This window comes from Enterobacter sp. B79-1, from assembly GCF_057444735.1.
Genome location: NZ_JBYAZJ010000004.1, coordinates 12,227 through 36,417 on the forward strand (window position 1 = coordinate 12,227; position 24,191 = coordinate 36,417).

The following is a 24,191-nucleotide window of genomic DNA, read 5'->3' on the forward strand; positions in this document are numbered from 1 at the left end:
GCGTTGTCCTCAGTAGCCGTTAACCTGTAAGAATGCCTGGAAGCTGGCCTCGCGCCACGGCTCACCCTGCTGGTCATGCATGCGCACCGCGTTCAGCCCGTTCACCAGTTCCGGTAGAGTTTCAACGCCCTGTTCGAAGAGATCTTCCAGCGTGGCAATCAGGTTCACCTCCCAGCTTTCCGGCTCGCGGCTGCGGGTTTGCCAGATCAGGTTGGTGTAATCACCCGGCTTATGAATGGCACCATTGCCGCCCTCTGCAGGCGGGGTAAACTGGCGGCTTTCCGGCAGCGCCGGGTTATAGTTCAGGGTGTCGCTCATGCCACGGTCTCCTCGACGAAGGTAATCTGGATTTGGTTTTCAAAGACCCGAACCGGGTAGCGGTTGAGGTTGCGACCACCGGGGCCGTGCAGGCACTGGCCAGTTTTGACGTCGAACACCGCCTCGTGCAGCGGGCATTCCACTTTGCCGTCTTCCACGAAGCCCTGGCTCAGCAGGGCATAGGCGTGCGGGCATACGTCTTCCAGCGCGTAATATTCACCGTCAATCAGGTAAACGCCGATCTCTTTCCCCTCGACGCTACCGCTAAAAGGGAAATCTTCCTGTACTTGTTCTGCGTCACATACGCCTATCCAGCTCATCACGATCCTCCAGGCTTTTGTTTCATATATGAAACTCTGTTTCTTATTTAATACGGTCAATATAAAAGCGATGAATGTTTCGTCAAGCGTCAATGTGACGAATTTGTTAATTCGATAGTAATTAATTAACTAAGTGTGCAAAGGATCACGAAAAAATGCAGCGATATGAAATTTTCATTATTACGGCGTGATAAATACGATTTATTAATGCCCTCGACATTTCAATAAAAGATATTGACTTCTTTTCTTTTTGTTCCTTAAAAATAAAGTAACGTCACATCTTCGGCGTTTCACCTGTGAAACAAAAAATTTATTTACTCTTAATAAACAACTAGTTTCACCAGTGAACCATTTTAGATCCGTGACAATCACTTTGATAAAAATATAAATAGATGAAAACGTAAGGCGGGCATGATGACGGCAAGATGGCAAGGTACAATTGCACTGTTATTACTGATTATTATTTCCTACGTCGACCGGGTTAATATCTCAGTAATGATTTTAAACCCGGAATTTGCCGAACATTTTCAGCTAAATGAAAACAGAATGTTACAAGGCATGCTCATGACCTGCTTCCTGCTGGGTTATGGTTTTTCGGCTTTATTATTAACGCCGGTTATCGAAAGCAAACTCCATTACCGTCAGGGATTATTAAGCAGCATTGCGATTTGGGCCGCGGTCTGCGCAATTTCTCCGCTGCTGGGTTCGCTAATGGGCATGCTTATCGCCCGCGTGATTTTGGGTGTTGCCGAAGGGCCGCTCTTTTCGCTGAAGACGCGCTTTATCAGCGATAACTTTAGCGCGGAAGAGATCGGCAAACCCAACGCCGTCACCGCGCTGGGCGTCTCGCTCGGGCTGGCCGTGGGCTTTCCGCTGGTCACCTGGCTGATGGCGCATCTGGGCTGGGCCGGGTCGTTTTACGCGCTGGCGGTGATGAATCTGGTGTTGGGCGGCGGGCTCATCTGGCGTTTTCTGCCCGCGCCGCACAGCCCGGTGAAGATGAAAAAACCGGGGTTTGTTCGCACCTTCACGCTGGCCTGGCAGACGCCGCTACTGGGCTGGATCCTGCTGGTTGAAATCGCCACGCTGAGCTATCTGTGGGGCAGCAGCGCGTGGCTGCCCGCATGGCTGCGTGACGAGCACCACTTCTCGCTGCACGCGACGGGCATGCTTGCGGCGGTCCCCTTCCTGCTGAGCCTGGGGTCAAAGTTTCTGGGCGGCGTGCTGCTCGACAAAATGCGGCCGGAACAGGCGCCGGTACTGTTTGTGGTGGGCGGTACGTTGACGGCACTCTCCGTGGTCGCGCTGATGCTCAGCCATCAACCCGCATGGCTGGCGCTGTTTATGCTGTCTGCCAACGTGTTCTGGGGACTTCAGGGAGCGGCTATTCCTGCGGTAATCCAGCATCACGCCGCGCGGGACGCCGTGGGCAGCGCGTACGGCATTATTAATGGGATAGGCAATATCTGCGCGGCGTTTATTCCGCTGCTGATGGGGATGGTGATGAAATCGGTGGGGTCGGTCAGCTCTGGCTTTTCGGTGCTGGTCGTCTCGCAGGTGATTACCCTGCTCGCCGGAGGAATGCTGCTGCTGCGCATGCGTCGCGCAGCAGCAGTGAGCGCGTAAGGCTTATTCGCCTTTTTTCGCCGCCTGGATGTAGAGCATTTCCAGCGCCAGGGTCGCCGCGGCCAGCGCGGTGATCTCGGACTGGTCATAGGCCGGTGCCACTTCCACCACATCCATCCCGACGATGTTCAGATCCTTCAGGCCGCGCACCAGCTTGATCGCGCGGTCAGAGGTCAGGCCGCCGATAACAGGCGTACCGGTGCCCGGCGCAAATGCCGGATCCAGACAGTCGATATCGAAAGTCAGGTACACAGGCATATCGCCGACGATCTGCTTAACCTGCGCCAGAATATCGTCCACGCCGCGATCGTTGACCTGGCCCGCATCCAGCACGGTGAAGCCGTTGTCTTTGTCGAACTCGGTGCGGATACCGATCTGCACGGAGTGGTTCGGGTCGATCAGGCCTTCGTTCGGCGCGGTGAAGAACATGGTGCCATGGTCGAACTCGCAGCCGTTCGCGTAGGTGTCGGTATGCGCGTCGAAGTGCACCAGCGCCATTTTACCGAAGTGCTTCGCGTGGGCGCGCAGCAGCGGCAGGGTCACAAAGTGGTCGCCGCCGAAGGAGAGCATGCGCTTACCGGCAGCCAGCAGCTTCTCGGCGTGCGCCTGCAGCTTTTCGCTCATCTCACGCGCGTCACCGAAGGCGTACACCAGGTCACCGCAGTCCACCACGTTCAGGCGCTCGCGCATATCGAAGTTCCACGGGAAGCGGTTGTGCTCCCAGGCCAGGTTGGTAGAAACCTGACGGATCGCTGCCGGGCCGTGACGACCGCCCGCGCGACCGGACGTTGCCATGTCGAACGGTACGCCGGTGATCACCCAGTCAGCGTCACTGTCGTACGGCTGGAAGTTCATTGGAAGGCGTAAAAAACCAAACGCGTTAGATACCAGAGAGTTATCGTACTGATGACCTAAAGTGCTCATGTCCTGACCTCTTTTAAAGTCGATACATTAAAAACAGATGAAAAAAAATCCCCTCCGCGTCGTTAAACCCGACGAGGAAGGGATTGATTCGTAAATCGCTAATTGGGGCGAATTATCGCCGGTAATGCAGACGGGTTCAAGTGAGTATAGCATTCTGCCGGATGACGGCTCCGCCTTATCCGGCCTACATTCGTAGGCCCGGTAAGCACAGCGCCACCGGGCATCAGCGGCGCAGCAGCCTGTTGCCCTCACCCCACCCCTCTCCCACAGGGAGAGGGAGGTTTTCCTACTCGTCTTCCAGGTAGGTGTACCCGTACAGACCCGCTTCAAACTCTTCCAGGAACTGCTGCTGTAACGCGTCGTCCAGACCGGTGTTTTTCACTTGGTCACGGAACTGGGTGAGCAGTTTTTTCGGATCCAGCTGAACGTATTCGAGCATGTCCGCTACGGTGTCCCCTTCGTCAGACAGCTCGACTTCCACGTTGCCGTCAGGGAAGACGAACACGTCAACCGCTTCGGTATCACCGAACAGGTTGTGCATGTTGCCGAGGATCTCCTGATACGCGCCGACCATAAAGAAGCCCAGCATCGGCGGGTTCTCCGGGTCGTACTCCGGCATTGGCATCGTCGTTGCGATACCGTCGCCGTCAACGTAATGGTCGATAGCGCCGTCGGAATCACAGGTGATGTCCAGCAGCACCGCACGACGTTCCGGGGCGTGGTTTAGCCCTTCCAGCGGCAGAACCGGGAACAGCTGGTCGATACCCCAGGCATCCGGCATCGACTGGAACAGCGAGAAGTTGACGTACATTTTGTCCGCCATACGTTCCTGCAGCTCGTCGATAATCGGACGGTGCGCGCGGTTGCTCGGGTCGAGTTGCTTCTGCACTTCATGGCACATGTTCAGATAGAGCTGCTCCGCCCACGCGCGCTCCTGGAGGCTAAAGGTGCCGGAGGAATAGCCCACGTGAATATCGTGCAGGTCCATCTGGCTGTCGTGCAGCCATTCGCGCAGGGAACGGCGCGTGCCCGGCTCGTGCATCTCCTGCCAGGTTTCCCACATGCTTTGCAGGGAACGCGGAGCATCGTCTGCCGGAGGCGTCGCTTCAGTGATTTCGCTACGCTCAACGCCGATGATGTTAGAGACCAGCACCGTATGGTGCGCGGTAACCGCGCGGCCAGATTCGGTGATCACCGTCGGGTGCGGCAGGCCGTTCTCTTCACAGGCATCGCCAATCGCCCAGATAATATTGTTGGCATATTCGTTCAGGCCGTAGTTCACGGAGCAGTCGGACTGCGAGCGGGTACCTTCATAATCCACGCCCAGGCCACCGCCCACGTCGAAGCACTGAATGTTCACGCCGAGCTTGTGCAGCTCAACGTAGAAGCGCGCCGATTCACGCACGCCGGTGGCGATGTCGCGAATGTTGGCCATCTGCGAGCCGAGGTGGAAGTGCAGCAGCTGAATGCTGTCCAGACGACCGCGCTCGCGCAGAATTTCCACCAGCTGCAGCACCTGGTTCGCCGCGAGGCCGAACTTGGATTTTTCACCGCCGGAGGACTGCCATTTACCGGAACCCTGCGACGCCAAACGCGCACGCACGCCGAGGCGTGGAATGACGTTCAGACGCTCAGCCTCTTCCAGCACGATGGCGATTTCGGTCATCTTCTCGATAACCAGATAAACCTTGTGGCCCATCTTCTCGCCAATCAGCGCCAGACGAATGTATTCGCGGTCTTTATAGCCGTTACAGACGATCACCGAACGGGTCATGCCCGCGTGCGCCAGAACGGCCATCAGTTCCGCTTTGGAGCCTGCTTCCAGGCCCAGCGGCTCGCCGGAGTGGATCAGGGATTCAATCACGCGGCGGTGCTGGTTCACCTTGATCGGGTAAACCAGGAAATAGTCGCCTTTATAGCCGTAGGATTCACGCGCGCGTTTGAACGCGGCGTTAATAGAACGCAGGCGATGTTGCAGGATCTGCGGGAAGCAGAACAGTGCAGGCAAACGCTGGCCCTGTGCTTCTCGGGCTTTCACCAGTTTGGCGAGATCGACGCGCGCTTCAGGGACGTCCGGATCCGGGCAGACGCTGATGTGGCCCAGTTCGTTAACGTCGTAGTAGTTATTGCCCCACCAGGCAATATTGTAAGTGCGCAGCATCTTGCTGGCTTCCTCGGAGCTCATCGCAACCTCCTGCATAGAACGTAGTACACCCTGTTCGCCCGCTGACGAAGGCGAAAAAGAAGACATGTCGTCAGACATAGCGAACCTCAACTCTTTGTATTAAGTGTAAAACAGTTGACTACTATCGCAGCGTTATACGGCGATAACAACCCATAAACGGCTCCGTTTCCCAGCAGAGTATGCTGAAATCCAGACCGTGCGACCGGTTTCTTATTCATATCATTGTAAAACACGTATCCGAACTCTGTATGACAAGGTTCGGCGAAACCACGAGAAAACTCTTGTATTAACAAGAGCGCCCTTGTTCAGTTGTCACAGAGCGTAACCGGCCCTGGGATCCTGAGAAGCGCCGAGATGGGTATAACATCGGCAGGTTTGCAGACTAGAAATGCGGGTTGCGGGAATCAACTGCGCGCCAGAACGGCTGCGCTGAATTAGCGGAAAACGATGGTTCATTATCTCGTATCACCTCCACGGCCGCCTCTGCTGAAACGGACCACAAGCCAAAGCTAAATGTTCACTGCTTAACCCGGCTGGAAGTGGCGACACGATGAGGTCATCGAGCGCTTTTTTGTATGAGCCGCGTGCCGCGTTTTATACCGAGAAGGTGGGGAAAATGCAAAACAAAAATGCGTGGGTTGCCAGTGCCGTCAGGAAATATTTCCAGCTTTGTTTTCAACACAGTGAGAGGTAAGTCAAAAAAAACTGGAAATCGGGTGAAGAAGTGACCTAAAATGGACGTCCAGATGTTAATCCATCTATACTGATTAACACTCAGACTGCCAGTGTCAAAAACCTGCAGGCCTTGGTAGAATACTCTCCTTTGGCTATTCCACACAGCAGTTCGAGCTAACCAAATTCCTCTTAGGTGAAATAAAACATGGCAAAACACCTGTTTACGTCCGAGTCCGTATCAGAAGGACATCCTGATAAAATTGCTGACCAAATCTCCGATGCGGTGCTGGATGCGATCCTTGCCCAGGATCCTAAAGCGCGCGTAGCGTGTGAAACCTATGTCAAAACCGGCATGGTTCTGGTCGGCGGTGAGATCACCACCAGCGCATGGGTTGATATCGAAGAGATCACCCGTAACACGGTGCGTGAGATCGGCTATGTACATTCTGATATGGGCTTTGATGCCAACTCTTGCGCGGTACTGAGCGCCATCGGCAAACAGTCCCCGGACATCAACCAGGGCGTTGATCGCGCCGATCCACTGGAGCAGGGCGCGGGCGACCAGGGCCTGATGTTCGGCTACGCAACTAACGAAACCGACGTGCTGATGCCAGCACCGGTTACCTACGCACACCGTCTGGTGCAGCGTCAGGCTGAAGTGCGTAAAAACGGCACCCTGCCATGGCTGCGTCCGGATGCGAAAAGCCAGGTTACCTTCCAGTATGACGACGGTAAAATCGTTGGCATTGATGCGGTAGTTCTCTCCACTCAGCATTCTGAAGATATCGATCAGAAATCGCTGCAGGAAGCCGTGATGGAAGAGATCATCAAGCCAGTTCTGCCAACCGAATGGCTGAGCTCTGCAACCAAATTCTTCATCAACCCAACCGGACGCTTTGTTATCGGCGGCCCAATGGGCGACTGCGGCCTGACCGGTCGTAAAATCATCGTGGATACCTACGGCGGCATGGCGCGTCACGGCGGCGGTGCATTCTCCGGTAAAGACCCGTCTAAAGTTGACCGTTCTGCCGCGTACGCTGCACGTTATGTTGCGAAAAACATCGTTGCTGCTGGCCTGGCTGACCGCTGTGAGATTCAGGTTTCCTACGCAATCGGCGTGGCTGAACCGACCTCCATCATGGTGGAAACTTTCGGTACAGAGAAAGTGCCTTCAGAACAGCTGACCCTGCTGGTGCGCGAGTTCTTCGACCTGCGTCCATACGGCCTGATTCAGATGCTGGATCTGCTGCACCCAATCTACAAAGAAACCGCGGCATACGGTCACTTTGGTCGCGAACATTTCCCATGGGAAAAAACCGACAAAGCCGCCCTGCTGCGTGAGGCTGCCGGTCTGAAGTAATCGACTGACAGTGTTTAACAGGCCAGCCTTTGTGCTGGCCTTTTTTATGTCGGTGGCGGCTCAAAGCCACACCCTTTGAAACCGCTTACACCCTGCCGAATATATCCCGCTTTCAGAATAATCTCTTTGCATGATCGCCTTTCTTCTGCTGTTACATTTCATTTCAGTTAAGTCTGAAATTCAAACAAACGCGATGCGCATCACCTCATTTACCTCTATATTTTCAAAGCTTTAATTATTTTTACGGTTGCACGTTAGTGTAACCGATTACACCAATGTGATTTGTCTCACATATTTTTACGGGTCACTCACCTACCCTTAACATCGACAAAACTGATAAATCAAATGGAGGGCATAATGCCTGACAATAATAAACAAGGGCGTACGTCCAACAAGGCGATGACATTCTTCGTCTGCTTCCTCGCCGCCCTGGCAGGATTACTTTTTGGCCTGGATATCGGCGTGATTGCCGGCGCACTTCCCTTCATCGCAGACGAGTTCCAGATTACCGCGCATACCCAGGAATGGGTGGTCAGCTCCATGATGTTTGGTGCGGCAGTCGGTGCCGTTGGCAGCGGCTGGCTCTCCTTCAAGCTCGGACGCAAAAAGAGCCTGATGATCGGCGCGATCCTGTTCGTTGCCGGTTCACTCTTCTCTGCTGCTGCCCCTAACGTTGAAGTGCTCATTCTTTCCCGCGTCTTGCTGGGCCTGGCTGTCGGCGTCGCTTCCTATACCGCACCGCTGTATCTTTCCGAAATCGCGCCGGAGAAAATCCGCGGCAGCATGATTTCCATGTACCAGCTGATGATCACCATCGGTATTCTGGGTGCTTACCTTTCCGATACCGCGTTTAGCTACAGCGGCGCATGGCGCTGGATGCTCGGCGTAATCATCATTCCTGCCATCCTGCTGCTGATTGGCGTCTTCTTCCTGCCGGACAGCCCGCGCTGGTTTGCCGCAAAACGCCGCTTCGTTGATGCTGAACGCGTGCTGCTCCGCCTGCGCGATACCAGCGCAGAGGCGAAAAACGAGCTGGAAGAGATCCGCGAAAGCCTGAAGGTGAAACAGTCCGGCTGGGCGCTGTTTAAAGAGAACAGCAACTTCCGCCGCGCGGTATTCCTCGGCGTGCTTCTGCAGGTGATGCAGCAGTTCACCGGGATGAACGTCATCATGTACTACGCGCCAAAAATCTTTGAGCTGGCGGGTTATACCAACACGACCGAGCAGATGTGGGGCACCGTTATTGTCGGCCTGACCAACGTGCTGGCGACCTTTATCGCCATCGGACTGGTGGACCGCTGGGGGCGTAAGCCTACCCTGACGCTGGGCTTCCTGGTGATGGCCGTCGGCATGGGCGTGCTGGGCACCATGATGCATGTGGGCATTCACTCTCCAACCGCCCAGTACTTCGCGGTGGCAATGCTGCTGATGTTTATCGTCGGGTTTGCAATGAGCGCCGGTCCGCTGATTTGGGTGCTGTGCTCTGAGATCCAGCCGCTGAAAGGGCGTGATTTTGGTATCACCTGCTCCACCGCGACAAACTGGATTGCCAACATGATCGTCGGCGCAACGTTCCTGACCATGCTCAATACCCTGGGCAATGCCAACACCTTCTGGGTCTACGCCGGTCTGAACCTGTTCTTTATTGTTCTGACTATCTGGCTGGTTCCAGAAACCAAACACGTTTCACTGGAACACATTGAACGTAACCTGATGAAAGGTCGTCCTCTGCGCGAAATCGGCGCACACGACTAATTCTCTGGCGGGAGGTGCCCCTTGCACCTCCCTGCTTCGCGCTTTATGCTCTGCCCCTATGAAAGCTCCCCGTCTCCCCATCGCCATTCAGCAAGCCGTTATGCGCAGCCTGCGGGAAAAACTCGCCCAGGCCAACCTTAAGCTCGGCCGCAACTATCCTGAACCGAAGCTGGTTTATCAGCAGCGTGGAACCGCAGCAGGCACCGCCTGGCTGGAATCGTATGAGATCCGCCTGAACCCGGTGCTGATGATGGAAAACCAGCAGGCGTTTATTGAGGAAGTGGTGCCGCACGAGCTGGCGCATCTGCTGGTGTGGAAGCACTTTGGCCGCGTCGCGCCCCACGGGAAAGAGTGGAAGTGGATGATGGAAGCCGTGCTCGGCGTTCCGGCTCGCCGCACGCATCAGTTCGAACTGGAATCAGTACGTCGCAATACATTTTCCTACCGCTGCCGATGCCAGCAGCACCAGCTCACCGTCCGCCGTCATAACCGCGTGGTGCGCGGCGAGGCAACCTACCGCTGCGTAAAATGCGGCGAACCGCTGGTCGCCGAATAATTATCTGAACTTTCAGGAACTTTCCTGATCTGACTGATTGCATACGGGAACAACATTCGTTACGTTGCGGGCTCGTTTTGACACGGAGTGTAAGATGTCCCGTAATGTTTCTCTCGCGGTTGCCCTTCTGGCGACGGCGCTCTCCGGCCATGCTCTGGCCGACGGTATCAACAGTTTCTCTCAGGCCAAAGCCGCTGGCGTGAAGGTGAACGCTGATGTGCCGGGTGATTTCTACTGCGGCTGTAAAATTAACTGGCAGGGTAAAAAAGGCGTCGTTGACCTCGAATCCTGCGGCTATAAGGTGCGTAAAAATGAAAACCGCGCCAGCCGCATTGAATGGGAACATGTCGTCCCGGCGTGGCAGTTTGGCCACCAGCGCCAGTGCTGGCAGGATGGCGGGCGTAAAAACTGTTCCAAAGATCCGGTTTATCGCCAGATGGAAAGCGATATGCACAACCTGCAGCCTGCGGTTGGCGAAGTGAACGGTGACCGCGGCAACTTTATGTACAGCCAGTGGAACGGTGGCGAAGGCCAGTACGGTCAGTGCGGCATGAAGGTGGATTTCAAAGAGAAAGTCGCCGAGCCCCCTGCCCGCGCGCGCGGCAGTATCGCCCGCACCTACTTCTATATGCGTGACCGTTACGACCTCAACCTCTCCCGCCAGCAGACGCAGCTGTTCAACGCCTGGGACAAGCAGTACCCGGTAACCGAGTGGGAATGCCAGCGCGACGAGCGCATCGCCAAAGTCCAGGGGAATCACAACCCTTACGTCCAGCGGGCTTGCCAGGCGCAAAAGAGCTAACCTACACTACGGCAATTCGCTTATATCGCATGACACATGGAATTTCTGACTATGCGCATTCCCCGCATTTACCATCCTGAACTGATTACCGCAGGCCGTGAAATCGCCCTGTCTGATGACGCCGCCAACCACGTGGGCCGCGTGCTGCGCATGGGTGCAGGTCAGGCAATACAGCTGTTCGACGGCTCGAACCAGGTTTTCGACGCCCAAATCACGCGGTCTGATAAAAAAAGCGTGCACGTTAACGTGCTGCGTGGCGACGTGGATGACCGGGAATCGCCGCTGCACATCCATCTGGGCCAGGTAATGTCGCGCGGTGAGAAAATGGAATTCACGATTCAGAAATCCATTGAACTGGGTGTAAGCCTCATTACGCCACTTTTTTCTGAGCGCTGTGGCGTTAAACTGGATGCGGAACGTCTGAACAAAAAGATCCAGCAGTGGCAGAAAATTGCCATTGCGGCGTGTGAACAGAGTGGCCGCAACCGTATTCCGGAGATCCGCCCGGCGATGGACCTGGAAGACTGGTGTGCAGAAGAGGACAGCGGGCTGAAGCTCAATCTTCATCCGCGCGCCAGCGCCAGCATCAATACGCTGCCATTGCCCGTCGAGCGCGTACGCCTGCTGATTGGCCCCGAAGGCGGCCTGTCGGCGGACGAAATTGCGATGACGGCACGTTACCAGTTTACTGATATTCTGTTGGGACCTCGCGTTCTGCGCACTGAGACAACGGCACTCACGGCCATTACCGCGCTACAGGTACGGTTTGGCGATCTGGGTTGAAGTAATAACGGAGAAGAACATGATCAAGCTCGGCATCGTGATGGACCCCATCGCAAACATTAACATCAAGAAAGATTCCAGCTTCGCCATGCTGCTGGAAGCGCAGCGTCGCGGCTATGAACTCCACTATATGGAGATGAACGATCTTTACCTGATCAACGGTGAAGCGCGCGCGCGCACCCGCATCGTTAACGTCGAGCAGAACTACGACAAATGGTACGAATTCGGCACCGAGCAGGACATCGCCCTGGCCGACCTTAACGTGATCCTGATGCGTAAAGATCCGCCGTTCGACACCGAATACATCTACAGCACCTATATTCTCGAACGTGCTGAAGAGAAAGGCACGCTGATCGTCAACAAGCCGCAAAGCCTGCGCGACTGTAACGAGAAGCTCTACACCGCCTGGTTCTCTGACCTGACGCCGGAAACGCTGGTGACCCGCAGCAAGGCGCAGCTGAAAGCGTTCTGGCAGAAGCACGGCGATATCATCATGAAACCGCTAGACGGCATGGGCGGCGCGTCGATTTTCCGCGTGAAGGAAGGCGACCCGAACATCGGCGTGATTGCCGAAACCCTCACCGAACTGGGTACGCGTTACTGCATGGCGCAGAACTACATTCCGGCGATCAAAGACGGCGATAAGCGCGTGCTGGTTGTAGATGGCGAACCTGTACCTTACTGCCTGGCGCGTATTCCTCAGGGTGGCGAAACCCGCGGTAATCTGGCCGCTGGTGGCCGGGGTGAACCCCGTCCGCTGACCGAAAGCGACTGGGAAATTGCTCGCCGCGTCGGGCCGACGCTGAAGGCCAAAGGCCTGATCTTCGTTGGGCTGGATATCATCGGCGATCGCCTGACCGAAGTGAACGTCACCAGCCCGACCTGCATCCGTGAAATCGAAGCGGAGTTCCCGATCTCGATCACCGGAATGCTGATGGACGCTATCGAAAAACGTTTACAGAAATAATCTGTGACAGCGCCCAGGTTTATCCCCATACTGGGCGCTGTCGCTTTTTAAACCAGGAAACAGTACCTCTGACAATGAATTTACAGCATCACTTTCTTATTGCCATGCCTGCTCTCCAGGATCCGATTTTCCGCCGCGCCGTGGTTTATATTTGCGAATACAACGAAGACGGTGCGATGGGGATTATCATCAACAAGCCGCTGGAAAACCTGCAGGTTGAAGGAATTCTGGACAAGCTGAAAATCACCGCTGAAGCGCGTCTCCCGGAGATCCGTCTCGATAAACCGGTGATGCTGGGTGGCCCGCTCGCGGAAGATCGTGGTTTTATCCTGCATACGCCGCCGGTCTTCTCTTCCAGTATTCGTATCTCCGACAACACCGTCGTCACGACCTCTCGCGACGTGCTTGAAACGCTGGGCACTGCCGAGCAACCTTCCGAAGTGCTTGTCGCGCTGGGCTACTCCTCGTGGGAGAAAGGCCAGCTTGAACAAGAGATACTGGATAACGCGTGGCTGACCGCACCTGCCGATATGAACATCCTGTTTAAAACGCCTATCGCCGATCGCTGGCGTGACGCGGCGAAACTGATTGGCATCGATATTCTGACCATGCCAGGCGTAGCGGGGCACGCGTAATGAGCGGAACGCTTCTGGCCTTCGATTTTGGTACCAAAAGCATCGGCGTCGCCGTGGGTCAGCGCATCACAGGCACGGCGCGCCCGTTGACGGCACTCAAGGCCAACGACGGCACGCCGGACTGGAACCTCATCGAGCGCCTGCTCAAAGAGTGGCAGCCGGACGACGTGATTGTAGGCTTGCCGCTGAACATGGACGGCACCGAACAGCCACTCACCGCCCGCGCGCGTAAGTTCGCCAACAAAATTCATGGCCGCTTTGGCGTGTCGGTAAAGCTCCACGATGAACGTCTGAGTACCGTCGAAGCGCGCGCAGGCCTGTTTGAGCACGGTGGTTTCCGGGCGCTGAACAAAGGCAGCGTCGACTCCGCCTCAGCTGTCATCATTCTCGAAAGCTATTTCGAACAAGGTTACTGAGCGCCGGGGCCTACAGCCGCCCCTGCGCCCGCCTTTCCGCCAGACTCTGCTCAAAGTTCTGCATCCCCACCTGCTGACCCGTTTGTATGATGCCGGGTAGTTGCCACGTTTTCCCTTCGCGGATGAGATTCGCCGCCGCCGAGGTGTTCACCAGCAGTTCATAAAGTGCCACGCGTCCGCCCTGCACGTCCTGGAGCAGTTTTTGCGCCAGTACAGCGCGAAGGCTGCCTGCCAGCTGGTTACGCACCGGATCTTTCTCCTGCGCCGGGAAGGTATCCACCAGCCGTTCAATCGCCTGCGAAGCGCCGCGTGTATGCAGCGTCGCCAGCACCAGGTGCCCGGTTTCGGCCGCCGTCAGCGCAAGGCGGATGGTTTCGCTGTCGCGCAGCTCTCCCAGCAGAATAACGTCCGGATCTTCGCGCAGCGCACTACGCAGCGCCTCGGCAAAGGAGAGACTGTGCTGACCCATCTCCCGCTGCTGTATCAGGCAGCGTTCACTCTGGTACATAAACTCCACCGGATCTTCGAGCGTCAGAATATGGCCGTCAGTGTGATGGTTGAGAAAATCCACCATCGCCGCGAGCGTCGTGGATTTTCCGCTTCCGGTCGCACCCGTCACCAGAATCAACCCGCTGTCACTGGAGAGCAGTTCCGGGATAGCCCTGGGCACACCCAGTGCAGAAAGCTGCGGGCACGCGAGCGGCAACAGTCGCAAAGCGATCGACACCCCCTTCATATGCGTAAACGCACTGCCGCGAAGACGCTGATTGCCTGTGAGCGTGACGGCAAAGTCTACCTGTCCGTTTGCCCACCACGCGCCCTGCTGTTCATCGTTGAGCCAGGTTTTTAATAGCGCCTCAACGTCGGGGGCTGGAAACGGGGCCGGTTCAAGGCGGCCTAATCTGCGCCAGCGCGGCGGTGAATCACTGCACAGGTGTAGATCGGAGACGTTATGCTTTACACTAAGGGCCACAATTTCTTCCACATCCATAGACTACTCCTCGGAAAATGAACGACATTGCGCATAACCTGGCACAGGTCCGGGACAAAATCTCAGCCGTTGCAACGCGTTGCGGCCGTGCTTCAGAAGAAATTACCCTGCTTGCAGTCAGCAAAACTAAGCCTGCGAGCGCCATCGCAGAAGCGATAGCGGCAGGCCACCGGGCGTTTGGCGAAAACTACGTGCAGGAAGGCGTCGATAAAATTCGCGCCTTCCAGGAGCAGGGGAATTCAGATCTGCAGTGGCACTTTATCGGCCCGCTGCAGTCGAACAAAAGCCGTCTGGTGGCAGAGCATTTCGACTGGTGCCATACCGTTGACCGACTGCGCATTGCTACCCGTCTGAACGACCAGCGGCCCGCAGAGATGCCCGCGCTTAACGTGCTGATTCAAATCAACATCAGTGATGAAAACAGCAAGTCCGGCATTGCGCTGAGCGAACTGGATGCGCTGGCAGAAGAAGTCGCCGCCCTGCCGCGTTTAACCCTGCGCGGGCTGATGGCAATTCCGGCACCTGAGTCAAGTTATGAAAGGCAGTTTGCCGTGGCACAGCAAATGGCTGTAGCATTTGAGGCGCTTAAAGCGCGCTATGAAACGGTAGACACGCTTTCACTGGGCATGTCGGATGATATGGAAGCCGCCATCGCGGCAGGCAGCACTATGGTGCGCATCGGCACGGCAATTTTCGGTGCGCGCGACTACTCAAAATAATAAGGAAACCTGAGGAACGCCATGAAGACGTTGACTTTCCTGCTCTCAACGGTGCTTGAGCTGTATACGATGGCGCTTTTACTGCGCGTCTGGATGCAGTGGGCCCGCTGTGATTTTTACAATCCGTTTTCCCAGTTTGTTGTGAAAATCACGCAACCTGTTGTCGGGCCGCTGCGCCGTATTATTCCGGCGATGGGTCCCATCGACAGTTCGTCTCTGCTGGTGGCGTTTATTCTGAGCGTTATCAAAGCGATCGTGCTGTTTATGGTCATCACCTTCCAGCCGATTATCTGGATTGCTGCGGTCTTGATTCTGGTCAAAACCGTCGGGTTGCTGATCTTCTGGGTGCTGCTGGTGATGGCGATAATGAGCTGGGTAAGCCAGGGCCGTAGTCCGGTTGAATATGCGCTGATCCAACTGGCCGAACCGCTGCTGCGCCCTATTCGCAACCTGCTGCCTTCGATGGGCGGTATTGATTTCTCGCCGATGATCCTGGTACTGCTGCTGTATGTGGTCAACATGGGTATCGCTGAGCTGTTACAGTCCACGGGCAACATGCTGCTGCCGGGGCTGTGGATGGCGCTATGAGTGCCGTAAGCACCTGCGCTGACGGGCTGGTTTTGCGGCTGTACATTCAGCCCAAAGCCAGCCGTGACAGTATTGTTGGGCTGCATGGCGACGAGTTAAAAGTCGCCATCACCGCCCCGCCGGTTGACGGCCAGGCGAACGCGCATCTGACCAAATATCTGGCAAAACAGTTTCGCGTCGCCAAAAGCCAGGTCATCATTGAAAAAGGTGAACTTGGGCGGCATAAACAGGTAAAAATCCTCAATCCGCAAGCAATCCCGACGGAAGTCGCGGCTCTGACAGAACAGGACTAAACCATGCAGAAAGTTGTTCTCGCGACCGGTAACGCCGGTAAAGTGCGCGAGCTGGCCTCGCTATTAAATGATTTTGGGCTGGACGTGGTCGCCCAGACCGAGCTTGGCGTCGAGTCCGCCGAAGAGACGGGGCTGACGTTTATCGAAAACGCGATCCTCAAAGCGCGCCACGCCGCACAGGTCACCGGCCTGCCCGCGATTGCCGATGACTCCGGCCTGGCCGTGGATTTTCTCGGCGGTGCGCCGGGGATTTACTCTGCACGCTATTCCGGCGTGGACGCCACCGACCAGCAGAATCTGGAAAAGCTGCTTGTCGCCCTGAAAGACGTACCGGACGAACAGCGCACCGCGCAGTTCCACTGCGTACTGGTTTATATGCGTCATGCGGAAGACCCGACGCCTATCGTCTGCCACGGCAGCTGGCCGGGCGTGATTACCCGTGAAGCAGCGGGCAACGGCGGCTTTGGCTACGACCCGATCTTCTTTGTCCCGACCGAGGACAAAACCGCCGCGGAACTGACCCGCGAAGAGAAAAGCGCGATATCCCACCGTGGACGCGCACTGAAACTGTTACTGGAAGCGTTACGTAATGGCTAATTTGCCACCTCTGAGTCTTTATATTCACATCCCGTGGTGCGTGCAGAAATGCCCGTACTGCGATTTCAACTCGCACGCGCTGAAGGGTGAAGTGCCGCATGATGACTACGTTGCGCATCTGCTGGCCGATCTGGACGCCGATGTCGCTTACGCACAGGGACGTGAAGTTAAGACCATTTTCATTGGTGGCGGTACGCCGAGCCTGCTTTCAGGCCCGGCAATGCAAACGCTGCTGGACGGCGTACGCGCGCGTCTGAACCTGGCAGCGGATGCTGAAATTACGATGGAAGCCAACCCCGGCACCGTTGAGGCCGACCGTTTTGTCGACTATCAGCGTGCGGGGGTGAACCGCATCTCCATCGGCGTGCAGAGCTTTAGCGAGCCGAAATTGAAACGTCTGGGCCGCATTCACGGCCCGGAAGAGGCAAAGCGCGCGGCGAACCTGGCGACCAGGCTTAATCTTCGCAGCTTTAACCTGGATTTGATGCACGGCCTGCCGGATCAGTCGCTGGAAGAAGCGCTGGACGACCTGCGCCAGGCGATCGAACTGAACCCGCCGCACCTGTCGTGGTATCAGCTCACCATCGAGCCAAACACGCTGTTCGGTTCCCGCCCGCCGGTGCTGCCGGACGACGACGCGCTGTGGGATATCTTCGAGCAGGGTCACCAACTGTTAACCGCTGCGGGCTACCAGCAGTATGAAACGTCCGCGTACGCGAAGCCGGGCTACCAGTGTCAGCACAACCTGAACTACTGGCGCTTTGGCGACTATCTGGGGATTGGCTGCGGCGCGCACGGCAAGGTCACCTTCCCTGACGGGCGCATTCTGCGCACCGCTAAGACCCGGCACCCGCGTGGATATATGGAAGGCCGCTATCTGGAGCGTCAGCACGACGTCGAGGCGGCGGATAAGCCGTTTGAGTTCTTCATGAACCGCTTCCGTCTGCTGGAAGCCGCGCCGCGCGCGGAGTTTGCGCTGTACACCGGTCTGCCGGAATCGGTGATTCGCCCGCAGATCGACGAGGCGCTGGCGCAGGGGTATCTGACCGAGTGTGAGGAATACTGGCAGATCACCGAGCACGGCAAATTGTTCTTAAACTCCCTTCTTGAGCTGTTCCTCGCCGAAGATTCCTGAAGGCTGATTCAGGATTTTGCATCCCGTTCTGCCGGCTGAGGGAAAGGCTGGCAGAGTGTGGGGATGGACAAATCAAAACAACTCCGCAAACAAATGACGCCCGAAGAATTACGCCTCTGGTATTTGCTCAGAGGCCGTCGCTTCTATGGGTATAAGTTTCGCCGCCAGATGCCGATTGGCCCGTATATCGTCGATTTTGCCTGCTTTAAGGCGAAACTGATCGTTGAGCTGGACGGGGGGCAACATCAGGGTGAAGAGGACTATGATTCACGTCGTACCGCGTTTTTGAATACGCACGGGTGGGAAGTCGTACGGTTCTGGAATAATGAATTTCGCGTTAACGAAGATGAAGTGTTAAATATCATTCTTCAACGACTGCAATGCCTGATGCCCTCACCCTAACCCTCTCCCACAGGGAGAGGGAACTCTAACCCCCTCTCCCATGGGGAGAGGGCCGGGGTGAGGGGCCCAGCGCGCAGAGATCTTACTTCAGCGTCCCCACCAGCGCCTTCCGGCTATCTTCCAGCGACACCACGCGTTTACACACGTCTTTGCCGAACTGCTGGAAATCATCTTCCTGGTTTTTCCACTCGTTCTGAATCGAGGTCTGCAAGCCGCCAAGGCTACCCAGCACGCCCTGCAGCGGGTTACCGCCGCCTTTCAGCACGGCTTTCGCCCCCATCTCGTTGATGCTGTCCTGCAGGATGCCGCCCATCGCCTGATTCACCAGTTGCTGCCCGTCAGCACGGACCTGATCAATCGCCTTGTAGTGGAACGTCAGACCATCGGTACGATTCTCGATAATCCGGTTCATCTGTTCTTTAAGCTGCTTGTCCAGCTTGGTCAGACGGGTGCGCATATTGCTGCTCTCACCCACCTCTTTGGTGATGATCTTATCCAGCGCCACGCGGCTTTTCTCAACGCGCGTCAGCGCGCCGTCGTTAATCCACGGCAGTGCGGTACGCAGTTCGGCCTGGTAATCCTTCGCCTGCTCGCGCTGCGCGGCAGTCAGGTTCTGCGGTTTGCCGTTAAACGTCACGTTACCATCCGGCGTAATCACCAGATTGCCGTTCTCGCCTTTGACCTGCACGGTTTGCGGGCTTAACACCACGTCGTCACGCGGGGTGACGCTACATTTATACTCCGCATGGGCGGTGGATCCGATTGCCAGTAAAGCAACCGCCAGCAACGTTTTGCGCATCTTTAACACTCCCTCAGACAAAATGGGCCAGCTAATGCTGGCCCTGTACTTGCTTTATTAGTCCCACCAAACGTCGAAAAGTTCGCTGATGCGGACATCTTCCAGTTTGTGGTCCTCAAGCCATTTGCGTACCAGCGCCTGATGTTCTTCGGTGCATTTACCGACTTCCTGGGTGCAGATCAGACCTTCCCACGCCAGATAGCCGCTACCGTCGAAGGCCAGCTTGTTTGGCTCGATCACATCATTAATGAACGCGTCAACGTCCTGATCGATCTGCTCCACGCTGGTGCCTTCCGGGAAACGCCAGGCAACAGAGAAGCCCACTTCCTGGAATTCTTCGATGTGCATCTTTTTACGCAGACGACGGCTACGATTCTTTGCCATTATTTCACCCTCTCGAACATTAAGTCCCATACACCGTGACCAAGACGATGGCCACGCTGTTCAAATTTTGTCACCGGACGTGAATCCGGGCGCGGTACATAGTCGTTGCTTTCAGACTGGTTTTTATAGCCGTCCAGCGAGGACATCACTTCCAGCATATGTTCCGCATATGGTTCCCAGTCGGTCGCCATGTGGAAGACGCCGCCCAGTTTTAACTTACTTTTCAGCAGCTCGGCAAACGGTGCCTGAACGATACGGCGTTTATTATGACGTGCTTTGTGCCACGGGTCAGGGAAAAAGAGCTGAACCATGTTCAAAGAATTGTCAGGAATCATTTTGTGCAGCACTTCCACCGCGTCGTGACACATGACGCGCAGGTTCTCAACGCCCTCTTCGTGGGCCGTTGCCAGGCATGCACCGACGCCCGGCGAATGCACCTCGATACCGAGGAAGTTCTGCTCCGGTCGCGCTTTCGCCATGGTCACCAGCGAGGTGCCCATACCAAAACCGATCTCCAGCGTCACAGGCGCTTCTCGGCCAAACAGGTCGGCGAAGTCGACAGGCTGTTCAGTGAACTCAACGCCCATCACCGGCCAGTAGTTGTCCAGCGCGTGTTGCTGCCCTTTTGTCAGGCGGCCCTGACGGCGGACAAAGCTGCGAATACGGCGCAGCGGGCGACCGTTTTCATCAAATTCCGGTGAAATGACGTCGTTTTTCATAAAAGAGTTGTCTGCTTGTGAGAGTGTTCGGGAAACGGGCATTATCCAAAGTTAAGGCTTCTATGCAAGCATGGGAAAGATCCGGTTTACAGCAGATTGACGCTGTGCTGCAATCTGCGTCCCTGATTATGTGAATCGATGACCATGCAAGCCTCTCAATTTTCAGCCCAGGTGCTGGACTGGTACGACAAATACGGGCGTAAAACCCTGCCCTGGCAAATTGAAAAAACGCCTTACAAAGTATGGCTCTCCGAGGTGATGTTGCAACAAACGCAGGTCGCCACGGTCATTCCTTACTTCGAGCGTTTTATGGCGCGCTTCCCGACGGTCAACGATCTGGCAAACGCGCCATTAGACGAAGTGTTGCACCTGTGGACAGGCCTGGGCTATTACGCCCGCGCGCGTAATCTTCACAAGGCCGCGCAGCAGGTCGCGACGCGCCATAACGGTAAATTCCCGGAAACCTTTGACGAGGTGGCCGATCTCCCCGGCGTCGGGCGCTCCACCGCAGGCGCGATTCTTTCCCTTTCATTAGGCAAGCATTTCCCGATCCTCGACGGCAACGTGAAGCGCGTGCTGGCACGCTGCTATGCCGTCGACGGCTGGCCGGGTAAGAAAGACGTAGAAAAACGCCTTTGGGAGATCAGCGAAGCGGTCACCCCGGTGAAAGGGGTGGAGCGTTTTAACCAGGCGATGATGGATCTGGGCGCGATGGTCTGCACGCGCTCAAAACCAAAATGCGAACTCTGCCCGGTGAATAATCTCTGCGTGGCGTATGCCAACCATTCGTGGGCGCAGTATCCCGGTAAGAAACCCAAACAGACGCTGCCGGAGCGCACCGGCTATATGCTGCTGATGCAACACGGCGATGAGGTGTTCCTTGCCCAGCGTCCGCCGAGCGGTCTGTGGGGCGGTCTATACTGCTTCCCACAGTTTGAAAATGAAGATTTGCTGCGTGAATGGCTTAAACAGCGCGGAATAGCCGCCGATAACCTGACGCAGCAGACGGCGTTTCGCCACACCTTCAGCCATTTCCATCTGGATATTGTGCCCATGTGGCTTCCCGTGTCCTCATTCACCTCGTGCATGGATGAAGGCACCGCTCTCTGGTATAACTTAGCGCAACCGCCTTCAGTCGGGCTGGCGGCTCCCGTGGAGCGCCTGTTACAACAATTACGTGCCGGTGCAATGGTTTAGCATCGGCAAGAAAAAGAGGAATGAGTATGGCCAGAACGATTTTTTGTACTTTCCTGCAGCGTGACGCTGAAGGCCAGGACTTCCAGCTTTATCCGGGCGACCTGGGTAAACGCATCTACAATGAAATCTCCAAAGAAGCCTGGGGACAGTGGCAGAAAAAGCAGACCATGCTGATCAACGAGAAAAAACTCAGCATGATGAACCCTGAACACCGGAAGCTGCTGGAGCAGGAGATGGTGAGCTTCCTGTTCGAAGGTAAAGACGTGCACATCGAAGGCTATACGCCACCGGAAAAATAATATTGAGCGGCTGTTGCCGGGTGGCGCTGCGCTTACCCGGCCTACAAAACCGTAGGCCCGTGCAAGCGTAGCGCCGCCGGGCAATAGCAACGACTAAGCAAACACAACACGCACTCCCGGAATGATGAAAAAACTTTTAGCGCTAGCTCTTGTTGCGCCGTTGCTTGTCTCTTGTTCTTCCAAAAAAGGCGATGATTACAACGAAGCCTGGGTTAAGGACACCAACGGTTTTGACATTTTGATGGGGCAGTTTGCCCACAACATCGAAAACATATGGGGATTTAACGAAGTTCTTATCGCCGGACCTAAGGACTACGTTAAGTACACCGATGCCTATCAGACCCGTAGCCACATCAACTTTGATGACGGTACGATCACGGTTGAAACCATCGCAGGCACTGACCCTGCTGCGCGCCTGCGTCAGGCGATTATCAAAACCCTGCTGATGGGTGACGATCCGGGCTCTATCGATCTCTACTCCGACGCTGACGACATTACCATTTCCAAAGAGCCGTTCCTGTACGGCCAGGTCGTCGATCAGACCGGTCAGCCGATCCGCTGGGAAGGCCGCGCCACGAACTTCGCGGATTATCTGCTGCAAACGCGCCTGAAAAGCCGCTCGAACGGCCTGAAGATCATCTACAGCATCACCATCAACCTGGTGCCGAACCACCTCGACAAGCGTGCGCATAAGTACATTGGGATGGTGCGTCAGGCGTCACGTAAATACGGCGTGGATGAGTCGCTGATCCTGGCGATTATGCAGACCGAATCTTCATTCAACCCGTACGCGGTAAGCCGCTCCGACGCGCTGGGGCTGATGCAGGTTGTGCAGCACAGCGCCGGTAAAGACGTCTTCCGCTCGCAGGGTAAATCCGGCACGCCGAGCCGCAGCTATCTGTTCGACCCGCAGAGCAACATCGATACCGGCACCGCCTATCTGGCGATGCTGAATAATGTGTACCTGGGCGGAATTGATAACCCAACGTCGCGCCGCTATGCGGTGATCACCGCCTATAACGGCGGTGCGGGCAGCGTGCTGCGCGTCTTCTCCAGCGATAAGGTGCAGGCCGCGAACATCATCAACAGCATGGCGCCGGGGGATGTCTACTCAACCCTCACCACCCGCCACCCGTCTGCGGAATCCCGCCGCTATCTGTATAAGGTGAATACGGCGCAGAAGAATTATCGTCGTCGCTAAAAAACGCCCCCTCACCCTAACCCTCTCCCCAAAAGGGAGAGGGAACGTGAACACCCATACGAAAATGTTATTTGCATCACAATCCAAACTGCAAATTAATGTGGATTGCATTTTTTTGCGGGAGGTAACAAAACATATCGTTGCCAACTGATAGAATTGCATCAAATAACAACCCTGAATGTTCCCAAAACAACATATCTCCCGCTCACTTGTGAGGAAAGTAACATGAACCTTAAGCTGCAGCTTAAAATTTTGTCGTTTCTGCAGTTCTGCCTGTGGGGTAGCTGGCTGACCACACTCGGCTCCTATATGTTTGTGACGCTCAAGTTCGACGGTGCGTCTATCGGTGCCGTATACAGTTCGCTGGGTATCGCGGCTGTCTTCATGCCAACACTGCTCGGTATCGTGGCGGATAAATGGTTAAGTGCGAAATGGCTATACATGCTTTGCCACCTGGTGGGTGCGGGGACGCTGTTTATGGCGGCCGAAGTGACCACGCCGGGGGCGATGTTCATGGTGATCCTGCTTAACTCGCTGGCCTATATGCCAACGCTTGGCCTGATCAACACCATCTCCTACCACCGCATCAAGTCTGCGGGAATGGATATCGTGACCGACTTCCCGCCAATCCGTATCTGGGGCACCATCGGCTTTATCATGGCGATGTGGGGCGTGAGCTTCGCGGGCTTTGAGCTGAGCCATATGCAGCTCTATATCGGTGCCGCGCTCTCCGTGGTACTGGCGCTGTTCACCCTGACGCTGCCGCACATTCCAGTTTCTAACCAGCAGAAAAACCAGAGCTGGAGCGCCATGCTCGGCCTGGACGCGTTCGCGCTGTTTAAAAACAGACGCATGGCGATCTTCTTTATCTTCTCAATGCTGCTGGGCGCAGAGCTGCAGATCACCAACATGTTCGGCAACACCTTCCTGCACAGCTTCGATAACAACCCGCTGTTTGCCGGAAGCTTTATCGTCGAGCACGCGTCGGTGATGATGTCCATCTCTCAGATCTCTGAGACGCTGTTCATCCTGACCATCCCGTTCTTCCTGAGCCGCTACGGCATCAAAAACGTCATGCTGATCAGTATCGCTGCATGGATGCTGCGCTTCGGCCTGTTCGCCTACGGTGATCCGAGCGCGTTCGGCACCGTGCTGCTGGTGCTGTCGATGATTGTTTACGGCTGCGCCTTCGACTTCTTCAACATCTCCGGTTCGGTGTTTGTGGAAAAAGAGGTGAAGCCTGAAATCCGCGCCAGCGCGCAGGGCATGTTCCTGATGATGACCAACGGCTTCGGCTGTATTCTGGGCGGCGTGGTGAGCGGTAAAGTGGTTGAGATGTACACCACCAACGGCATCACCGACTGGCAGCCAGTGTGGCTGATCTTCGCCGCGTACTCGCTGGTGCTGTTCTTCGCGTTTATCGCGCTGTTCAAGTACAAGCACGTACGTGAACCACACGGTGCGCAGCCGATCGCGCATTGATCCTTGATGTCTTTTGCCCGGTGGCGGCTTCGCCTTACCGGGCCTACAAAAGCACGGAGAGTA

At 55.9% G+C, this 24,191-nt stretch carries 29 protein-coding genes; 19 read left to right on the forward strand and 10 right to left on the reverse strand.

Translation table 11 applies throughout. The annotated features are described in order from the left end of the window. Nucleotides 1-9: 9 nt before the first annotated feature. Together AC2T6E_RS12940 and AC2T6E_RS12945 are read right to left on the reverse strand one after the other, a co-directional pair. Nucleotides 10-318 (reverse strand): recombinase-like helix-turn-helix domain-containing protein, encoded by a 309-nt coding sequence (locus AC2T6E_RS12940; protein WP_045347329.1) that lies wholly within the window; start codon nucleotides 316-318, stop codon nucleotides 10-12. Beyond that, nucleotides 315-638, reverse strand: coding sequence for a Rieske (2Fe-2S) protein (locus tag AC2T6E_RS12945; RefSeq protein WP_061097121.1), 324 nt, complete (start codon nucleotides 636-638; stop codon nucleotides 315-317). The genes AC2T6E_RS12940 and AC2T6E_RS12945 overlap by 4 nt, the downstream gene beginning before the upstream one ends. 414 nt (nucleotides 639-1,052) lie before the next feature. Here AC2T6E_RS12945 and AC2T6E_RS12950 point away from each other — a divergent pair, with 414 nt between their 5' ends. Next, nucleotides 1,053-2,264 carry an MFS transporter gene (locus tag AC2T6E_RS12950; RefSeq protein ID WP_126545030.1) on the forward strand — a complete coding sequence of 404 codons (1,212 nt, stop codon included), beginning with the start codon at nucleotides 1,053-1,055 and terminating at the stop codon, nucleotides 2,262-2,264. Between the two features lie 3 nt (nucleotides 2,265-2,267). Here the strand turns inward: AC2T6E_RS12950 and speB are convergent, their stop codons facing one another. The 4 genes from speB to AC2T6E_RS12970 all read right to left on the reverse strand — a co-directional run bounded on the left by speB (nucleotide 2,268) and on the right by AC2T6E_RS12970 (nucleotide 5,829). After that, a complete protein-coding gene (gene speB, locus AC2T6E_RS12955; RefSeq protein WP_008499737.1) occupies nucleotides 2,268-3,188 on the reverse strand; it encodes an agmatinase in 921 nt (306 codons plus the stop codon). Between the two features lie 286 nt (nucleotides 3,189-3,474). Next, complete coding sequence (speA, locus tag AC2T6E_RS12960) at nucleotides 3,475-5,451, reverse strand: biosynthetic arginine decarboxylase (protein ID WP_120158664.1); 1,977 nt, start codon at nucleotides 5,449-5,451, stop codon at nucleotides 3,475-3,477. Nucleotides 5,452-5,459: 8 nt separating this feature from the next. Then, nucleotides 5,460-5,591: an acid stress response protein YqgB gene (gene yqgB, locus AC2T6E_RS12965; RefSeq protein ID WP_127312443.1), complete on the reverse strand. Its 132-nt coding sequence runs from the start codon at nucleotides 5,589-5,591 to the stop codon at nucleotides 5,460-5,462. A gap of 94 nt (nucleotides 5,592-5,685) precedes the next feature. After that, nucleotides 5,686-5,829, reverse strand: coding sequence for a hypothetical protein (locus tag AC2T6E_RS12970; protein WP_419716700.1), 144 nt, complete (start codon nucleotides 5,827-5,829; stop codon nucleotides 5,686-5,688). 424 nt (nucleotides 5,830-6,253) lie between these two features. Here AC2T6E_RS12970 and metK point away from each other — a divergent pair, with 424 nt between their 5' ends. From metK to ruvX, 8 genes are all read left to right on the forward strand, one after another. After that, nucleotides 6,254-7,408 carry a methionine adenosyltransferase gene (metK, locus tag AC2T6E_RS12975; RefSeq protein ID WP_010435443.1) on the forward strand — a complete coding sequence of 385 codons (1,155 nt, stop codon included), beginning with the start codon at nucleotides 6,254-6,256 and terminating at the stop codon, nucleotides 7,406-7,408. A gap of 357 nt (nucleotides 7,409-7,765) precedes the next feature. Next, the gene (gene galP / locus AC2T6E_RS12980; protein ID WP_089599979.1) at nucleotides 7,766-9,163 is read left to right on the forward strand and encodes a galactose/proton symporter; all 1,398 of its coding nucleotides are present in this window, start codon (nucleotides 7,766-7,768) and stop codon (nucleotides 9,161-9,163) included. Between the two features lie 58 nt (nucleotides 9,164-9,221). Then, nucleotides 9,222-9,719 (forward strand): SprT family zinc-dependent metalloprotease, encoded by a 498-nt coding sequence (locus tag AC2T6E_RS12985; protein ID WP_010435446.1) that lies wholly within the window; start codon nucleotides 9,222-9,224, stop codon nucleotides 9,717-9,719. Nucleotides 9,720-9,813: 94 nt separating this feature from the next. Further along, nucleotides 9,814-10,521, forward strand: coding sequence for a deoxyribonuclease I (endA, locus tag AC2T6E_RS12990; protein WP_458667572.1), 708 nt, complete (start codon nucleotides 9,814-9,816; stop codon nucleotides 10,519-10,521). Nucleotides 10,522-10,572: 51 nt separating this feature from the next. After that, nucleotides 10,573-11,304, forward strand: coding sequence for a 16S rRNA (uracil(1498)-N(3))-methyltransferase (gene rsmE / locus AC2T6E_RS12995; RefSeq protein WP_148400660.1), 732 nt, complete (start codon nucleotides 10,573-10,575; stop codon nucleotides 11,302-11,304). A gap of 19 nt (nucleotides 11,305-11,323) precedes the next feature. After that, entirely contained in the window at nucleotides 11,324-12,271 is a 948-nt protein-coding gene (gshB, locus tag AC2T6E_RS13000; protein ID WP_010435454.1) for a glutathione synthase, read from the forward strand. A 74-nt stretch (nucleotides 12,272-12,345) separates the two neighbouring features. Further along, complete coding sequence (locus tag AC2T6E_RS13005; protein ID WP_010435456.1) at nucleotides 12,346-12,906, forward strand: YqgE/AlgH family protein; 561 nt, start codon at nucleotides 12,346-12,348, stop codon at nucleotides 12,904-12,906. Beyond that, on the forward strand, nucleotides 12,906-13,322 hold the full coding sequence (gene ruvX / locus AC2T6E_RS13010; protein WP_006811925.1) for a Holliday junction resolvase RuvX: 417 nt from the start codon (nucleotides 12,906-12,908) through the stop codon (nucleotides 13,320-13,322). The genes AC2T6E_RS13005 and ruvX overlap by 1 nt, the downstream gene beginning before the upstream one ends. 10 nt (nucleotides 13,323-13,332) lie before the next feature. Here ruvX and AC2T6E_RS13015 read toward each other — a convergent pair whose 3' ends face one another. Beyond that, nucleotides 13,333-14,313 (reverse strand): type IV pilus twitching motility protein PilT, encoded by a 981-nt coding sequence (locus tag AC2T6E_RS13015; RefSeq protein ID WP_148400592.1) that lies wholly within the window; start codon nucleotides 14,311-14,313, stop codon nucleotides 13,333-13,335. Nucleotides 14,314-14,330: 17 nt separating this feature from the next. Here AC2T6E_RS13015 and AC2T6E_RS13020 point away from each other — a divergent pair, with 17 nt between their 5' ends. The 6 genes from AC2T6E_RS13020 (at nucleotide 14,331) to AC2T6E_RS13045 (ending at nucleotide 18,047) form a co-directional block, all read left to right on the forward strand. Beyond that, a complete protein-coding gene (locus AC2T6E_RS13020) occupies nucleotides 14,331-15,032 on the forward strand; it encodes a YggS family pyridoxal phosphate-dependent enzyme (RefSeq protein WP_148400591.1) in 702 nt (233 codons plus the stop codon). A 21-nt stretch (nucleotides 15,033-15,053) separates the two neighbouring features. Further along, nucleotides 15,054-15,620 (forward strand): YggT family protein, encoded by a 567-nt coding sequence (locus AC2T6E_RS13025; protein WP_010435467.1) that lies wholly within the window; start codon nucleotides 15,054-15,056, stop codon nucleotides 15,618-15,620. After that, on the forward strand, nucleotides 15,617-15,913 hold the full coding sequence (gene yggU / locus AC2T6E_RS13030) for a DUF167 family protein YggU (protein ID WP_120158660.1): 297 nt from the start codon (nucleotides 15,617-15,619) through the stop codon (nucleotides 15,911-15,913). The genes AC2T6E_RS13025 and yggU overlap by 4 nt, the downstream gene beginning before the upstream one ends. A gap of 3 nt (nucleotides 15,914-15,916) precedes the next feature. After that, nucleotides 15,917-16,510, forward strand: a complete 594-nt coding sequence (locus AC2T6E_RS13035; protein ID WP_047743815.1) for an XTP/dITP diphosphatase — start codon at nucleotides 15,917-15,919, stop codon at nucleotides 16,508-16,510. Further along, entirely contained in the window at nucleotides 16,503-17,645 is a 1,143-nt protein-coding gene (hemW, locus tag AC2T6E_RS13040; RefSeq protein ID WP_148400590.1) for a radical SAM family heme chaperone HemW, read from the forward strand. Before AC2T6E_RS13035 ends, hemW begins: the two co-directional genes overlap by 8 nt. Nucleotides 17,646-17,708: 63 nt before the next feature. Beyond that, nucleotides 17,709-18,047 carry an endonuclease domain-containing protein gene (locus tag AC2T6E_RS13045; protein ID WP_148400589.1) on the forward strand — a complete coding sequence of 113 codons (339 nt, stop codon included), beginning with the start codon at nucleotides 17,709-17,711 and terminating at the stop codon, nucleotides 18,045-18,047. An 82-nt stretch (nucleotides 18,048-18,129) separates the two neighbouring features. Here AC2T6E_RS13045 and AC2T6E_RS13050 read toward each other — a convergent pair whose 3' ends face one another. The 3 genes from AC2T6E_RS13050 to trmB are packed head-to-tail and all read right to left on the reverse strand — an operon-like array spanning nucleotide 18,130 to nucleotide 19,949. After that, nucleotides 18,130-18,846, reverse strand: a complete 717-nt coding sequence (locus AC2T6E_RS13050; protein WP_126815894.1) for a YggN family protein — start codon at nucleotides 18,844-18,846, stop codon at nucleotides 18,130-18,132. Nucleotides 18,847-18,903: 57 nt separating this feature from the next. Further along, entirely contained in the window at nucleotides 18,904-19,230 is a 327-nt protein-coding gene (locus AC2T6E_RS13055; RefSeq protein WP_010435485.1) for a YggL family protein, read from the reverse strand. Further along, entirely contained in the window at nucleotides 19,230-19,949 is a 720-nt protein-coding gene (gene trmB, locus AC2T6E_RS13060; RefSeq protein WP_089599965.1) for a tRNA (guanosine(46)-N7)-methyltransferase TrmB, read from the reverse strand. The genes AC2T6E_RS13055 and trmB overlap by 1 nt, the downstream gene beginning before the upstream one ends. 144 nt (nucleotides 19,950-20,093) lie before the next feature. On the opposite strand from trmB, the gene mutY reads away from it, so the two are divergent. The 4 genes from mutY (at nucleotide 20,094) to AC2T6E_RS13080 (ending at nucleotide 24,128) form a co-directional block, all read left to right on the forward strand. Continuing rightward, nucleotides 20,094-21,146 (forward strand): A/G-specific adenine glycosylase, encoded by a 1,053-nt coding sequence (mutY, locus tag AC2T6E_RS13065; protein ID WP_200832790.1) that lies wholly within the window; start codon nucleotides 20,094-20,096, stop codon nucleotides 21,144-21,146. A 26-nt stretch (nucleotides 21,147-21,172) separates the two neighbouring features. Continuing rightward, nucleotides 21,173-21,445 (forward strand): oxidative damage protection protein, encoded by a 273-nt coding sequence (locus tag AC2T6E_RS13070; protein ID WP_023309138.1) that lies wholly within the window; start codon nucleotides 21,173-21,175, stop codon nucleotides 21,443-21,445. Nucleotides 21,446-21,569: 124 nt separating this feature from the next. Further along, nucleotides 21,570-22,646: a membrane-bound lytic murein transglycosylase MltC gene (gene mltC, locus AC2T6E_RS13075; RefSeq protein ID WP_108416264.1), complete on the forward strand. Its 1,077-nt coding sequence runs from the start codon at nucleotides 21,570-21,572 to the stop codon at nucleotides 22,644-22,646. Between the two features lie 225 nt (nucleotides 22,647-22,871). Further along, nucleotides 22,872-24,128, forward strand: a complete 1,257-nt coding sequence (locus tag AC2T6E_RS13080) for a nucleoside permease (protein ID WP_120158656.1) — start codon at nucleotides 22,872-22,874, stop codon at nucleotides 24,126-24,128. Nucleotides 24,129-24,191: the final 63 nt, after the last annotated feature.